A 14,917-nucleotide genomic window follows, 5' to 3' on the forward strand; every position below is an offset into this window, starting at 1 on the left:
CTTGAGAAAAGCGGGCAACTTTTTGACAGGTTGTTGAGAGTTAGACAGTTTAATACGATAATAAAGCATCTGGCACGTCTGTGGGTCTCAGTAATGGGGCTGAAAAATTATGGAAGGTTTTGGTATGGGCCGCAGCCAGGATAAAAACAGCTTTTTGATCGTCAGTGGTGATCCATCAAGGATTACTGCAATTTCCGACATCCTTAATAAACATTTCACAAACTGCTCAGTCTTTCACGGTAGCGATTGGTTTGATACCAAATATAAAATCGATAACGTAAGGCCCAAGATTATGTTTGTGGACGAGTATCTGCCAAAAGGATCAGGCTACGATATCATTGGCAAAGTTTTAAAAGAGAAAAACAACAATGGCATCTTTATCGTTATGATGTCTTACGTTCCTGATCACGACATGTTCCCTCATGAAGTGCAATCGGGACGTTTGTCGTTCTTGTCAGAGCCAAATCGTGAATGGGCTTTACTAGAAGTGGTTTCAAAAATAGTTGCACCTAAACCTGTTAAAGAGGGTTCGCAATATAAACTGCGCAGTCTTGGGGTGGGTGAAACATTGTTTAAAGAAGGTGACAACACTGAAGTTGTCTATATCGTGAAGCACGGAACGCTGAGTGCTTATTCAGAGGCGATATCTGGAGGACGTATTACTCTGGGTGAAATCGGCCCTGGAGAATTTGTCGGGGAGATGGGGCACTTTAACCACGAGCCTCGATCAGCAACGGTTGAAGCTTTGACTGCTGTGGAGCTGATTGAAATTCCAATGTCAGCACTTGAAAGTGTTATTTTCTCGAAACCATCCTGGGCCAAAGCCCTTGTGAAAACACTGTCGCTTCGACTGAAGCGCGCCAATAAAGCTTTGACCGGCTAACGACGAAACAGTGTGCAATGTCATATTGACGGAAACCTCCGCTGCTTCTGATTCTTGAGATCAGAAATCATCGGAGGTTTTTTATTATGGCGTCCAATATGTTTAATTGGGTGGAGCTTTCAGTCGTGGATATTTCACGCGCAATGACTTTCTATGAAAAGTCATTTGATCTAAAATTCAAAACTGAAGAAATGGGTCCACTAAAGCTTGCCTTCTTTCCACCGGGCAATATGAAAGAGTGTGGTGCCACCGGCGCTCTGGTAAAGGGGCCAGGTTATGAACCATCCAGCAGCGGAACTCTTCCGTATATTCCGGTGAAAGACATCGAGTCTGCTTTACGAAAAGTATCAGTCAATGGCGGCAAGGTTTTAGCTGGCAAAAAAAGTATCGGCCAATATGGTAATATCGGTATTTTTGAAGATACCGAAGGGAACCGTGTCGGCCTTCATTCAATGTAGGAGACATCGATATGCAGAAACGTCAGCTTGGTAAAACGGGAATTGAAGTCGCACCTCTCTGTTTTGGTGGGAATGTTTTCGGATGGACAATTGATGAAAAGGCTTCGTTTAAAGTTTTAGACAGCTTTGTCGAATCGGGATTTAACTTTATAGATACGGCTGACGTTTACTCGCGCTGGGTTCCTGGTAACAAAGGCGGAGAGTCTGAGACAATCATTGGCAATTGGATGAAAGAACGTAAATGCCGTGATAAGGTCGTGATTGCTACTAAAGTCGGAATGGAACTTGCTCCCGATAAAAAAGGTCTTAAAGGCGCATACATCAAACAAGCTGTTGAGGATTCTTTGATGAGGCTTAAGACGGATTATATTGATCTTTACCAGTCTCACACAGATGATATCGAGACTCCGTTAGAGGAAACATTAGCGGCCTATAATCAGCTTGTTAAAGAAGGAAAAGTTCGTGCAGTTGGAGCCTCGAACTTCAATGCGGAACGATTAAAGCAAAGCCTGCATATTAGTGAAAATGAAAATTACCCGTCGTACGTGACTTTGCAACCAAAGTACAACCTGCATGATCGCGAATATTTTGAAAAAGACCTTGAGCCTTTATGTTTGAATAAGCAAGTTGGAGTGATTCCATATTATTCTTTGGCAAGTGGATTTCTGACCGGAAAATACCGCTCTAAAGAGGACGTTAAGAAAAGTGCGCGTGGTGAAAAAGCCCTGAGCTATCTTGATGAGCGCGGAATGAAGATTTTAGCGACGCTTGATGATTTATCTAACGATTACCAAGTAAAACCAGCCACAATTGCGCTGGCTTGGCTAATGCAAAGAAAGAGCATTACGGCACCCATTGCGAGTGCAACGTCAATAGAGCAGCTTAAGGATTTAACGAAAGCCGTTGATATTCATCTGACCACCGTAGAGGTCGAAAAGCTGGATTTTGAGAGCCGCTATTAGAATGTCCGAGATTCCCTCCAGGTTCCTGTGTTGCAAGGAAAATAATCCCTTTTAACGCGGGAATCTTGGTTGCAAAGAAGGGCTATTTTCAAGGAAAGTAGCCCTATGATCCAGCCTCAGGCCGTAGCCGAAAATCCACATGATCAAAACCTTATGGAAAAGACTTTGCAAACTTCGTTTGGTCTTTCCCAATTCCGCATTGGCCAAAAGGAAATCATTTCTGGGATTCTCTCTGGAAAAGATGTGCTAGCGGTCTTGCCAACAGGTGGGGGTAAGTCGCTGTGTTTTCAGTTCCCCGCTGTTTATGCAAACAAACTTGTTATCGTCATTTCGCCATTGATCGCCTTGATGAAGGATCAGGTGATGTCTTTGCAGAAAAAAGGCATTCCATCGGGCTGTCTTTATGCAGGTCAATCGGATGCTGAAAAAATTCAAATCTTCAAAGATATAGAAAAAGGCGGCACGTACTTGCTTTATCTTTCTCCTGAACGGGTGCAAAAAGAGGGCTTTCAGCGTTGGATACAAAATCGTGCCATTGCTGTATTTGCAATCGACGAAGCTCACTGCGTTTCTCAGTGGGGTCATGATTTCCGTGAAGAGTACAGCCAGCTTGAGATTTTAAAACGCCTTCGCCCCGACGTACCGATCTTGGCGTTGACGGCGTCAGCGACTCCTACGGTCCTTGCAGATATTTCGATTAATTTAAAATTGAAAAGCCCTGAACGTCGCGTTCACGGATTCTATCGTTCGAATCTTTACTATCAAGTCGAGTTTTGTGCGGACGAGGAAACAAAAATGTCGCTGCTAATGCAAGCGATCAACCAGTCTCCAGAAGGCCGTGTGATTATTTACTGTGGAACTCGTAAAGTGACCGAGGAGCTTGCAGCTTATTTGCAAAAGCACTTGGATCACGTGGGCTATTATCATGCAGGTCTTTCAACAGCAGAGCGTACAGAGACGCAAGAGGCCTATGCGAATGGCGATCTAAGAATTCTGGTTGCGACAAATGCATTCGGTATGGGGATCGATCAGCCGGATGTGCGTTTGGTGGCTCACTATCAGATGCCTGCAAATATCGATTCCTTGTATCAGGAAATGGGACGTGCTGGCCGGGATGGGTTAGAATCCACGTGCTTAATGCTTTATTCAAAAAAGGATAAAGGCCTTCAGACATATTTCATCACAAGTTCCGAAGCACCCAAGGAAATCAAAAACGCTCGTTGGAGAAATCTGGATGCCTTGGTAAATTACGCGGAAGGCGGGGAATGCCGTCACGCCGAAATCCTTACGTACTACAAAGATGCTCAACGTATTGAAAAGTGCGGGCACTGTGATACGTGCCTGCCCAAATCTACTCGCAAAATTGAACGCCCAGTGGCAGCCCTTAAGGCTCCGACGAAAACAAAAACGCGCTCTAAAGTGTCAAAGACCAATGTTGATTTGGATGGAGTCGAGTTTGATGAAGCACAAGAGGCTCGTTTCCAACTATTGAAAAAATGGCGTAAGGAAAAAGCTAAGGAGCTCGATGTTCCAGCCTTTGTGGTTTTTGGTGATATGACATTGAAGCATTTGGCGATTCAAAATCCTCAAAGCCTGGACGATCTTAAAAATGTCCATGGCATCGGAGAAGCAAAGCTGGCAAAATTTGGCTGGGACATTATGGCGGAGCTGGGACAACAGTAACAGCCGCCATATACTCTGACTAAGTTAGGGTATGCACGGAGGCTTGATGAAAGTTGCAATCGCGGGAGCCAGTGGTTTTATTGGTAAGGCCTTAATCTCAGAATTAAAAGGTACTTATTCTATCGTGGGCTTAAGCCGCTCACAGCATACTCATTCTGAAGAACACTCCTCCTGCGAATGGCGCAACTGTGACCTTTTCAGCTTACTAGATGCTGAAAAGGCTCTCGAAGGAGCCGAAGTTGCAATCTATCTGGTCCACTCTATGCGACCTTCTGCGCATCTGTCACAGGGTTCCTTTGAAGATTTCGACTTAATTGTTGCTGACAATTTTTTAAGAGCAGCTGAAAAAAACAATGTTAAAAAAATTATTTATGTCGGGGGTCTAATCCCGGAAGACACCAAGAATCTTTCAAAACATTTGCAAAGTCGTCGCGAGGTTGAGGACGTGTTTTTAAAAAGTTCAGTGCCGACCACAATTCTGCGAGCAGCGCTGATTCTTGGATCTAACGGCTCTTCATTTCAGATCATGACCAGACTGGTGCACCGACTGCCTGCTATGCTTTGCCCCAAGTGGACTGCGACTCCCAGTCAGCCAGTTGCAGTCAGTGATGTCCTTAAAAGTATCCGCTATTGTCTGGAAAATTCTGAAACGGATGGCAAGATTTATGACTTAGGCGGCCCGGATGTCATTAGCTACGGCGATATGATGATGAAGGTCGCAGAAATTTTAGGTAAAAAACGAACCCTTATCAGAGTGCCGTTTTTGACTCCTCATCTTTCGGCATTATGGGTTCGTCTGGTCACGGGGGCTCCTAAAGACTTAATCAATCCGCTGATTGAAAGTTTAAAAAGTCCTTTGTTAGTTCGGGAGTCACATCAACTGAAAATTCCTGGGCATCAATTCCTGGGAATTGATGAGTCCCTTAAGCAAGCTATCGAAAATTATAGCACGGCTAAAAAGCCACATGCCTTTCAAGCTCCCCGAGATGCAAGACATCAAGTGCGCTCGGTGCAACGAATGCCTCTGCCGCCGGGATGGACTGCCAAAGACGTGGCCATGGAATACATGGCTTATTTACCGGTTATGAAGCCGGGATTCATGAAAGTCGAAGTCACGGATCGCTGGGTTTATTTTTCCAATCGCTTTCCCTATATTCGTCTGTTGGTATTGGAGTACTCTCCGGATCGCAGTTGGGGGCATCGAGAGCTTTTCTATGTTCGTGGAGGGCTTTTTTCTAAGAAAAGCGGCCGTGGTCGCTTAGAGTTCCGTGAAGTATTGGGCGGAACCGCGTGTATAGCGGCTATTCACGATTTTAGGCCGCGTATCCCTTGGTACGTTTATAAGGTGACGCAGGCCTTAGTGCATCTTTTCGTGATGAAGCAATTCGCACGACATCTTGCGAGTGGACGCAAGTTAGGGTAAACCCAATCATATGAAAAAGATCATTTTGACGGGCGATCGCCCTACAGGCCCTTTACATCTTGGACACTACGTAGGTTCTTTGCAGAACCGCGTGAAACTGCAATCTGAATACAATCAGTACGTTTTGATCGCTGATGCTCAAGCCTTGACGGATTACTATGAAAATCCTGAACACGTTCGTAAAAACGTTGAGCAAGTGGCTCTTGATTATTTGGCTGTGGGTATCGATCCAAAACAAAGCACAATCTTTATTCAATCACAGGTCCCTGAGCTTTTTGAACTGACTTTCTATTTCATGAACTTAGTGACTGTGGCTCGACTGGAAAGAAATCCAACTCTTAAGGAGGAAATCCGTCAAAAGAATATGAAAGATTCTATCCCGGCAGGTTTCTTTACTTATCCAGTATCTCAGGCGGCGGATATCTTGGCTTTCAAAGCTGACCTAGTTCCAGTGGGTGAAGATCAACAACCGATGATTGAGCAAACGAATGAAATCGGTCGCAGATTTAACCACTTGTACAAAACAGAAGTTTTCCACGACACAAAAGCGATGGTTGGTACCACGGGGCGCTTAACGGGTATCGATGGTAAAGCGAAAATGTCTAAGTCATTGGGTAATGCCATTTACTTGGGGGATGCGCCCAATGAACTTAAGAAAAAAGTTAATGCGATGTACACGGATCCAAACCATCTGAAAGTCGAAGATCCAGGAACAGTCGAAGGCCACGTTCCATTTACCTTCCTTGATGTCTTTGATCCAAATAAAGACGAAGTGCAAGCACTGAAAGAGCACTACCGTCGTGGTGGTTTGGGAGATGGTGTTCTTAAAAAACGCATTCTAGAAATTTTGGAAGCCAAACTGGCTCCGATGCGCCAACGCCGTGAAGAGTACTCCAAAGACATGGGTTATGTGCGCGAAGTTTTGCGTTCTGGCACAGAGGCGGCGCGCACTGTTGCAGCACAAACTCTTTCTGATGTTAAAAAGGCCATGGGTATTGTGTACTAAGAGGGACGACCTGCAAAGGAGTTCCCTATGGCAAAGCTTGCCCGCGACGTAATGACCAACAATGTGATTATGGTATCGGCTGGAACTACTCTGGCTGATGCTCACAAACTGATGAAAAACCATCACATCCGCCACCTGCCCATAGTCGATAAAGACCAACGAATCATGGGTGTTTTATCTGAGCGAGACATTTTAAAATCCGCAAATATTTACCAATCCCACGTCGAAGAGATGATGAGTCAGCCGGTTGTTTGGATGGCCGAAGACGAACCAATAAACTCCGCCGTGGAAAAGATGCTGGAAAAGAAGATCAGCTCGGTCTTGGTTGGCAACAGTGAAGATCAATTGATAGGGATCGTAACAACAGATGACTTGTTGCAATTACTGGCGCAAAGTTTAGACAAAGTTCCAAAGAAACAACCGCTTTCGACATTGTTTGATATCGAAAGCTTGGACGAGATCGCCTATAAGATCTCTCAGACAGGGATATAGATGAAAATTCTGGGTCTTACGTTGGTAGCAATTGTTGCGGTTCAACATTTCTTCTTCATGTACTTGGAGATGTATCTGTGGACTCAGCCAACGGGACTGAGAATTTTTCGAAACACATTCGAGAAAGCGCAAGAAAGCAAGGTCCTGGCCGCAAACCAAGGGCTCTATAACGGTTTTTTGGGTGCGGGCTTGCTGTGGGGGCTGTTTCAAGCGAATGAGGTTTTTGCTTATCAAATTAAAATGTTCTTTTTGATCTGCGTGATCATTGCAGGTTTTTACGGAGCCTATAGCGTGTCTCGCAGAATTTTTTTCATTCAAGCACTGCCAGCGATCCTTGCAGTGGTGGCGATGCTTTAAAAATTTCCAGCAAATAAAGATGGCAGATGAAATCCAACCATCACCGCAAATGGCAGTGTCAATGGCACTACTACAGGCCACGGTTTAGGATTGTGAAGCAAGTGTAAGAATGTAATCACAAAAACAATTGGTGCGATGATCATCATGTTGAGCATAATCGCAACACCTGCAACTAGCAGCAGACCACAAACCACTTCGATAGTCTTTGTCGTCGGCATGATGAAACGAGTTTCCAGGCAGGCCTCGACGAATTTCTCAATAGCAGGCGGAGAGGGTGGTATCTTCACCCAATGAAAGAAGCCATTCAAACCCCAGAAGGTCATTTGTAAACCGAAAGCAACACGGCAGACTACTTCAATAATTTCCATTGAGTTTATTGTAGCCGGGCCTTTGACGTGTTGTCGAGTGCGGTGATTGATTATTATCACTGGACTCCGGGGAATTCGTGTCCTGCCCACACTCTTTGTTAGTTTGAAGGAGGGAGTGTGGAGTGGAAGAAGAGATCGAGTATCAGAAAATCGAACAAGAAGATCTTCCTAAAAGCGAGCTCTATCAGCAGCTGGCGCAAGAGTGGTACGGTTCATTGACGGGGCCTATGGCATTTCTTCGTTTGGCAAACGACGCTCAACTGCAATGGGTCCTTGGCGAGATTCGCAAGTACATTGGTTACCACGCAGAGATCTTAGATGTCGGCAGTGGAGCTGGTTTTTTCTCGAATGCTGCCGCTCAAGCAGGTCACGATGTGACGGGACTGGATATTTCTCGAACGTGTTTAAAGGTCGCCGAGATGATGGATACAACCGGGCGAGTAAAATATGTGGAAGGGGATGCTTACCGCATGCCTTTCCCGAAAGAGAGTTTTGATGTTGTCGTTGCGATGGATCTTTTTGAACACGTGTCTGACCCTGAGAAAATAATTTCAGAAATGAGTCGGGTGTTGCGTCCAGGAGGAATTCTCTTTTTCCGCACAATAAATAAAAATATGATTTCATACTTTTGGGTGAACAAGTTTATTAAGTGGTTCTTAAACAACACTCCCGAAAAGTATTTTGAGTATCAGCTTTTTCGCAGACCCGAAGAGATTGAAATTTGGATGCAAGAGTTTGACCTTGAAGTTCAACAGGTTCGCGGTTCTCGTCCAGTGATTTTCCAAAGGGGAACTTGGGATTTGTTTTCCAAAAAAGAGCTGTGTAAGAATTTTCGCTTCACATGGTGTAGAACGAAATCCGTGTCTTACACTGGCTACGCTAAAAAGTTCCGTGATCATTAACTTACGTGGATAAATTGAAACGTGAGTTTCCACGAAGCCCGCGTATAAGTAGGCTCATGAAACTTAACCAATTCTTGAAATACACAAGCTTGCTCTTGATTGGGTTGCTTGCGGGGAATGCGTTCGCGTTTGTGATCGGCATGGGACCTACGATGCAAAAGCTATCTGCTTCTTCCTACATCGCTTTTCATCAAGCGATGCAGAGATCGTTTCTTTCGTGGACGCCGCTATTATGTATTGTTGTTGTCTTCAAACTTACGGTGCATCTTCTTGTGATGCGTAAGCACTGGCAACGGGTGGAGTTTTTTTTAGTCCTGTTCGCGCTACTTTGTGTCCTGGACGAGTTGGTCATGACTTGGACAGGGAATATGCCATTAAACCGAGTTATTCATATGTGGCAGTTTCAGGGACCACCCAATGATTGGGAGAATATTCGCTCCCAATGGGTACAATTCATGTATTGGCGTTGTGCTTTATTGGTAGCAGGATTTTCGTTTTTGATCGCCTCAGTCCTCGTTAAGAAGACTGAGACTCCGATTTTACAAGATGTCGCTGTTGCCTTTTAGGAACATTCACTCGCATATCAACAGGCATTCCTTTGGGCTTCGGTTCCGGATAAACTTTTAAAACTTTTGGAAGTTCACGCGTACCCGGTGCCATATAGTCTGAAATCAATAACTGACGGGCTTCCTCGTGGGGCCAGTGCAATTCTTGAGTCAGATATACCAATGCGGACTCAACCAAGTTGATCAACGAAATACCAAAAGACTGTGCATGTCGGGCTGACATGAATTCGCTAAACGCAAAGAATTCCCAAAAGAATGATTTGTGCTCTGCCAGCTCGGAACGGCTTTTAATTGCCGCTGTGAAGTTTTTAAAATTTCCACTGTTGGCGAATAGGTCCCAGTACTTTGCAAACCGGGTCATCTTTTGCATTGTTTGGAAATCCATCATTTTCGTGCGCAGAATTTGGAATGGTGGATGTTCCGAGTACACCATCTCCCATTCCTTATCGTGACGAGATATCGGAGCACCTTTTAGGCGCTTCAAGATACCTACTTGTATTTCATCGGGGCGAAGATCTGCCAAGATATCAAAGCCTTTTGCAAAGCTATTGATATCTTCACCTGGCAATCCCACGATCAAGTCAGCATGGGAATGAATACCTGTTTCCTCAGCTAGGAATTTGAAATTTTCTTTCACCTTAACTAAGTCGTTACGGCGGCTGACAAGTTTTGCAACGTCGACATTCCAAGTTTGAATACCGATTTCAAACTGCAAAGAGCCGCGAGGAAACTTTTGAATCAGCTCGCGGATTTCAGTTGGCAAACGATCCGGCACCATCTCAAAGTGTAAGAACAAACCAAGCTCGATTCGTTCCAAGAAGAAATTTAGAATCTGCGTGCAGATCGTAGGACTTAAATTGAAGGTGCGGTCGATGAATTTAAACTGGCGGGCGCCGCGATCTAAAAGCGTTTGCATGTCCGCCAGGAACTGAGTGATGTCGAAATTACGAACCGATTTATCCAAAGAAGACAGGCAGTACTCACAACGATAAGGACAGCCCCGAGAAACTTCCACGTATAAGACGCGGTTCTTGATGTCTTCGTCGGTGTAAAACTCATAGGGCGATGCGATATTTTTAATCTCAGGCAGAATATTTTTAATATACTTTTCTTTCGGTAATTCGCCTGTTGCAAAATACTTTTGGCAGAAGTCATAGAACATGAAATCAGCCTCACCCTTGAACGTGAAGTCAGCAGTTTGGCAGATGGGTTGAGTCTCTGTTTCATGAGTTACTTCTGGTCCGCCAAGGACCACGATTGTCTGTGGGCTGATACGTTTAATCAGACTCACAAGTTCGTAACTTTCGTTGGCATTCCAAATATATACGCCAAGACCGATGATCTTAGGGTTCAGTTTCAAAAGCTGTTCAGCGATGTCGCGTGGGTCCTTTGCCGTCGTGAACTCCATGATTGAAGCACGCTCTTGGAGCTCTTTTAAATTGGCATAAAGGTAGCGCAAACCAAACGAAGAATGTTGGTAAGTGGAGTTCAGTGTGACTAATAGAATGTCATTTTTCATGGCGTTCTCATTCGGTTGTTGAGCGTATCTTTGTTCGCGCGTTTCAGATTAATCTTTGCTGGTTGCGGACAATTTGGCTACCATTGTAAACAAGTAATCTATTTCAAAGGAATGATTCCATGAAAATTGCCATGACGGCCCTTTTACTCATCGCATCGCAAGCACAAGCTCACGAGGCGGCTCTTGAAACATTCACAACGAAGCCCATTTTGGCGGACCTTGCCGACCTAAAAGCTTTGGACATTCCAGTCCTCGCTAAAGAAGAATCTGTAGGTGTCGGATATGCGATTATCACTCCGGAAATGCAACTAAAAATCCAACAGCGCGCCCATAAAGTCGGTAAATGCGGCGGCTTTGAAGATTTAACTACGGAGAAGAACTTCCAAGCTGTGAACTTTACTTCCATGTTGAGCTCGTTAGCCGAAATTAAGGCGAAAAATGATCTTTACGACAGAGCTCCTTTTGCAGCAGTTTCTTTAGAGAAAAACGCCCAGATCGAAGCAGCTGTCGGCGAAGTTAAAGAACAAAATCTTCGTGAATGGGTGACTTGGTTGTCTTCATATCCGACTCGTTACAACCGCGGCAGCAATCCTAATTTGCACGTGGATGCGATGAAGGTTCGTTTGCAGACATTGCTTGCAAGCTCCAATATTCCTTACGAAATTTCATTAATCGATCACAGCTCCACTCCGCAAAAATCAGTGCGTGTTCGTTTGACGGGTTCGACTCGTCCAAATGAAGTTGTTGTCCTGGGTGGCCACTTGGATTCCATCAATCAAGGATGGGGCGGCGGTCAGCAAGCTCCAGGAGCTGACGACAATGCTTCTGGATCTGCAAACTTGCTAGAAACTTTGCGTATCGTTTCTCAAAAAGGCCAGCCACAACGTTCCGTTGAGTTTTTCTGGTACGCAGGTGAAGAATCAGGTCTTTTGGGTTCTGCTGAAATCGCAAAAGCTTATAAAAACGAAAAACGCGACGTTGTTGCAGTTCTTCAGTTGGACATGACTTCTTACCCAGGTGCCGGCGAGTTCGTGATCGGTAACATGACAGACTTCACAAGCAAGTGGTTGCACGATTACCTAAGAGCTGTGAACGAAACTTACTTGCACGCTCGTATCGTTGACGATCAATGCGGTTACGGTTGCAGTGACCATGCTTCTTGGTTCAGACAAGGTTACCCAACTTTGATGCCTTTCGAGGCTACTATGCGCGCAGATAACCCACTAATCCATACCGCGAAAGACATGATCAACGATAAAACGAACTTCGCTCACTCAGCGATGTACTCGAAACTTGCAGTTGTATTCGCAATGGACCTAGCAAACTCGACGGCTCGTCAGCCGTACTAGTCACATCAGAAATTTTTGATTTCATCGAAGCCCTGGGGAAACCCGGGGCTTTTTTTTAACTCCACTTATCCAGTTGTTTGAAGCGCTTCACGATGTCCTTAGTTAGATCATCATAGTCGTCTTCCTTGTGTGATATCATGTAAAGCGAATGTTTCCAGTAGCCTGATTTGGGGCCGATCACAGTGACCAGGCCCAACTTTATTTCTTCAAGCAGATAGGGCAGAGGTAAAAATCCGCAACCTGCACCGTCGACGATGGCGCGACCGACGACCGACAAGATATCTGATTCAAAGGAAATCTTTTTTCTCACTTTTGATGTTTCAAAAAATAGATCCGTTTCGTGGCGCAATTTCATTTTGTAAGTTGGAATGACTAAACCGCCAGGGAAGGCTGATAAAAATTCCTGAATGCTTGTATTGCGGGAAACACGGATCTTTAATGACTTCAATAGTTGAGTTGAGACCATTAAATTTACCGGTGCTCCCACAGATGCAAGTTCCACAACATCGTCAGCGTAAATCGGTTTATTAGTTAACATCAAATCAGCTTCCTTCGTTCGAAGCATCTGCACGATATCCTCATCGGGAGCAGAAGTGATTGACATAATCTTACTGGTCTTACCGCGGTTGTCACGAATCACCGGGGAGAGAAGATCCGCGATGAACGGTCTTTCCACTTGTTCAGACACACCAACGTGAAATCTTTCCGTCATCTTTTCCCCGGGGGATTTCAACGATTCGGCAAATTCTCCAGCTATGTCAAACATCCGTTTCGCATAGACGAAAGCCTTCTCTCCGTCTGGGGTGAGTTGTAAGACGCGACCTTTTTTTTCGAAGAGTTTTACTTCAATATTGCTCTCTAAAATTTTTAACTGAGAGGACAGGCTGGGCTGGGAGATTCTTAAATATTTTGCAGCGTTTGAAACGCCACCAATTTTTGCGGTCACGTAAAAATAATATAAGTGATTAAAATTAAACATAAATTAAGACCCCGTTTGAGAGCAAAAAAACGGCTCCGTTTTGGAACCAAGACCCCGACCACACTCGTCCAACTGTCCAATAGCACTAAGGAAATCCAAAGTACCCGGACTAAACCTATAACTTTAACTTATGTATGTCATTTAAATTATATATTTAAAGAATTGTTTGCCATCAACGATAATGAAAGAACAAGGAGGTAGATATGCAAACAGACATCTACTACAGAGACATCACACGTACAGAAAACTTAGAAGCTTACTTACTTGAAAAAGTAGAAGGCTCTATTGAAGATTTCTTTAAGTACGATAGTGCTGCTCACCTCACCGTTCGAGTCGAGACTGATCGTCATCGTACTCATTCTCGCAAACCAAGTTATACTTGCGAGGTCATTTTAAAACCCACACATACTAAAAGCGTAATCAAAGTCGCGAAGTCTGATGAAAGTTTTAAACGAGCAGTGATGAAAACGGTAGACTCCTTAAAAGCTGTTTTGCGTCGCCGTTCCGACAAAAAAGCCATGCATCGTAAATACGATCCGATGCTAAATTACTTCCCTACTGAAGCAGAAGCGGATGCGATGGCTTCAAACCAGTCCCTTCAGGGGGATTGGCGGCTAGCAGAAGAATGAAATAAACAGAGAAATAAATTAAAATAGAGAAATAAATTAAAGATTAACCGAGCAATCAGAAAGGAGTTGGCCATGGGTACTCATAAAAATAATCCAATCGAAAACGAACTCAGACGAAAAATCTGTGAACGCTTGAAATGGGATAAACGTGTGAGCGCTGCCGACTTCGATGTGATTGTGCGTGGATGTTCCGTAATTGTCACTGGCACTTGCGATACATCCTATAAAAAAATGGCAGCTCTGGAACTCGTCTCCGATTTTGATGGAGTTTGGTCTATTGAAGACCGCATTGTTGTTCCATCTGACTATCATCGCTCCGATGAAGAGCTAAAGAGGCTGGTCACTGAGTCGATAGAAGAATTCGTTATGATCGGGGGAGAACACATTGAAGTCTTCGTTGAAGACGGTGTTGTCACTCTCGAAGGCGAAGTTTTCCGACCACGACTAAAAGCTTTAGCAATCGGCTCGGCTTGGGAGCTCTCCGGCGTACAAGACGTGATCGAGAATATCTCCATCACGGATCGTCCGCGCCGAGCTCCTTTTTTTCAAAACATATACCGGGACTCAGAGGGTTCCGGAACTTCCCAACAGGAGGTTACTTGATGGTGATACATAGTTAAAATCATGCGGTCCTTTTCCCGATATCCCTCCATGACAGGCGCCCCATTTCCCGGGCGCCTTCTTTTTAGGTGCCAGGTCCTATTTACGTATGCGGTGCATCCGTAAATAGGACCTGGCACTTTTTTCGGGTACAGCTTACCTTTTATCTATGAAAAAAGTTTTGATTCTTAATGGCAGTCCTTCTGGTGATAAAGGCAATTGCGCAGTCTTCATTCAAAAGGTTCATAATCTTGATAAAACTCTGAATTATGACGTCGTTCATTTAGCGAAAACATCAATTAGCACGACATTGAAAAAGAAAATTGCAGCGGCCGATGGAGTGATCTTTGTCACCGGCACATATTGGGACTCATGGGGAAGTCCGATGCAAAAGCTGATGGAAGAAATGACCGATATGGAAGGGACTCCAGCCCTTATGGGTAAACCGTGTGCTGTGATGGTGCTGATGCATTCGGTGGGTGGAAAGTCCGTCTTATCACGCTTGCAAGGCGTTTTAAGTACGATGGGATTCTTGATCCCACCTATGAGTGGAATGGTTTATTCGCTCGTCTCTGATATCGCTTTGAAATCAAAAAATACTCACGCCAAAGATTTCTGGCAGATTGAAGATGCAGAATTGATTTTAGAAAATTTGAAAACAGCGATGTCGATGCAAGTCACTTGGACCACATGGCCTGTCGATAAAAAAGACCCTCGTCGTAAGTGGTTTCGATAGGTAAC

General features: G+C 44.5%; 17 protein-coding genes. 14 read left to right on the forward strand and 3 right to left on the reverse strand.

The window, feature by feature from the left end; translation table 11 throughout:
• Positions 1 to 109 precede the first annotated feature (109 nt).
• The 8 genes from B9G69_RS16160 to B9G69_RS16195 all read left to right on the forward strand — a co-directional run bounded on the left by B9G69_RS16160 (position 110) and on the right by B9G69_RS16195 (position 7,264).
• Positions 110 to 883: a cyclic nucleotide-binding domain-containing protein gene (locus B9G69_RS16160; protein WP_254916906.1), complete on the forward strand. Its 774-nt coding sequence runs from the start codon at positions 110 to 112 to the stop codon at positions 881 to 883.
• Positions 884 to 969: 86 nt separating this feature from the next.
• Positions 970 to 1,341 (forward strand): VOC family protein, encoded by a 372-nt coding sequence (locus tag B9G69_RS16165; protein WP_217897700.1) that lies wholly within the window; start codon positions 970 to 972, stop codon positions 1,339 to 1,341.
• A gap of 11 nt (positions 1,342 to 1,352) precedes the next feature.
• On the forward strand, positions 1,353 to 2,303 hold the full coding sequence (locus B9G69_RS16170) for an aldo/keto reductase (protein WP_088615793.1): 951 nt from the start codon (positions 1,353 to 1,355) through the stop codon (positions 2,301 to 2,303).
• A gap of 105 nt (positions 2,304 to 2,408) precedes the next feature.
• On the forward strand, positions 2,409 to 3,986 hold the full coding sequence (locus B9G69_RS16175; RefSeq protein ID WP_254916905.1) for a RecQ family ATP-dependent DNA helicase: 1,578 nt from the start codon (positions 2,409 to 2,411) through the stop codon (positions 3,984 to 3,986).
• A 46-nt stretch (positions 3,987 to 4,032) separates the two neighbouring features.
• On the forward strand, positions 4,033 to 5,409 hold the full coding sequence (locus B9G69_RS16180; protein WP_088615792.1) for an NAD(P)H-binding protein: 1,377 nt from the start codon (positions 4,033 to 4,035) through the stop codon (positions 5,407 to 5,409).
• Positions 5,410 to 5,419: 10 nt separating this feature from the next.
• The gene (gene trpS / locus B9G69_RS16185; protein ID WP_088615791.1) at positions 5,420 to 6,415 is read left to right on the forward strand and encodes a tryptophan--tRNA ligase; all 996 of its coding nucleotides are present in this window, start codon (positions 5,420 to 5,422) and stop codon (positions 6,413 to 6,415) included.
• Positions 6,416 to 6,442: 27 nt separating this feature from the next.
• On the forward strand, positions 6,443 to 6,907 hold the full coding sequence (locus B9G69_RS16190; protein ID WP_088615790.1) for an HPP family protein: 465 nt from the start codon (positions 6,443 to 6,445) through the stop codon (positions 6,905 to 6,907).
• Positions 6,908 to 7,264: a DUF1304 domain-containing protein gene (locus B9G69_RS16195; protein WP_088615789.1), complete on the forward strand. Its 357-nt coding sequence runs from the start codon at positions 6,908 to 6,910 to the stop codon at positions 7,262 to 7,264.
• On the opposite strand, the gene B9G69_RS16200 is transcribed toward B9G69_RS16195, so the two are convergent.
• Positions 7,261 to 7,632, reverse strand: coding sequence for a hypothetical protein (locus B9G69_RS16200; RefSeq protein ID WP_088615788.1), 372 nt, complete (start codon positions 7,630 to 7,632; stop codon positions 7,261 to 7,263). The two genes, B9G69_RS16195 and B9G69_RS16200, sit on opposite strands and share 4 nt — an antisense overlap.
• Positions 7,633 to 7,754: 122 nt before the next feature.
• Here B9G69_RS16200 and ubiG point away from each other — a divergent pair, with 122 nt between their 5' ends.
• Positions 7,755 to 8,534 (forward strand): bifunctional 2-polyprenyl-6-hydroxyphenol methylase/3-demethylubiquinol 3-O-methyltransferase UbiG, encoded by a 780-nt coding sequence (ubiG, locus tag B9G69_RS16205; RefSeq protein WP_088615787.1) that lies wholly within the window; start codon positions 7,755 to 7,757, stop codon positions 8,532 to 8,534.
• Positions 8,535 to 8,590: 56 nt separating this feature from the next.
• Positions 8,591 to 9,100 carry a DUF1772 domain-containing protein gene (locus B9G69_RS16210; protein ID WP_088615786.1) on the forward strand — a complete coding sequence of 170 codons (510 nt, stop codon included), beginning with the start codon at positions 8,591 to 8,593 and terminating at the stop codon, positions 9,098 to 9,100.
• Here the strand turns inward: B9G69_RS16210 and B9G69_RS16215 are convergent.
• Complete coding sequence (locus B9G69_RS16215) at positions 9,051 to 10,619, reverse strand: B12-binding domain-containing radical SAM protein (protein WP_088615785.1); 1,569 nt, start codon at positions 10,617 to 10,619, stop codon at positions 9,051 to 9,053. The genes B9G69_RS16210 and B9G69_RS16215 overlap by 50 nt on opposite strands.
• A gap of 119 nt (positions 10,620 to 10,738) precedes the next feature.
• Between B9G69_RS16215 and B9G69_RS16220 the strand changes: the two genes are divergently transcribed.
• The gene (locus B9G69_RS16220) at positions 10,739 to 11,968 is read left to right on the forward strand and encodes a M20/M25/M40 family metallo-hydrolase (RefSeq protein WP_088615784.1); all 1,230 of its coding nucleotides are present in this window, start codon (positions 10,739 to 10,741) and stop codon (positions 11,966 to 11,968) included.
• 55 nt (positions 11,969 to 12,023) lie between these two features.
• Here B9G69_RS16220 and B9G69_RS16225 read toward each other — a convergent pair whose 3' ends face one another.
• Positions 12,024 to 12,947, reverse strand: a complete 924-nt coding sequence (locus B9G69_RS16225; protein ID WP_088615783.1) for a LysR family transcriptional regulator — start codon at positions 12,945 to 12,947, stop codon at positions 12,024 to 12,026.
• Positions 12,948 to 13,150: 203 nt separating this feature from the next.
• Here B9G69_RS16225 and B9G69_RS16230 point away from each other — a divergent pair, with 203 nt between their 5' ends.
• The 3 genes from B9G69_RS16230 (at position 13,151) to B9G69_RS16240 (ending at position 14,912) form a co-directional block, all read left to right on the forward strand.
• Positions 13,151 to 13,576 (forward strand): HPF/RaiA family ribosome-associated protein, encoded by a 426-nt coding sequence (locus B9G69_RS16230; protein WP_088615782.1) that lies wholly within the window; start codon positions 13,151 to 13,153, stop codon positions 13,574 to 13,576.
• 72 nt (positions 13,577 to 13,648) lie between these two features.
• Entirely contained in the window at positions 13,649 to 14,179 is a 531-nt protein-coding gene (locus B9G69_RS16235) for a BON domain-containing protein (protein WP_088615781.1), read from the forward strand.
• A 166-nt stretch (positions 14,180 to 14,345) separates the two neighbouring features.
• Positions 14,346 to 14,912 carry a flavodoxin family protein gene (locus B9G69_RS16240; protein ID WP_088615780.1) on the forward strand — a complete coding sequence of 189 codons (567 nt, stop codon included), beginning with the start codon at positions 14,346 to 14,348 and terminating at the stop codon, positions 14,910 to 14,912.
• The last annotated feature ends 5 nt before the right edge of the window (positions 14,913 to 14,917 follow it).

Source organism: Bdellovibrio sp. SKB1291214 (genome assembly GCF_002209355.2).
In the GTDB taxonomy this organism is placed as follows: Bacteria; Bdellovibrionota; Bdellovibrionia; order Bdellovibrionales; family Bdellovibrionaceae; genus Bdellovibrio.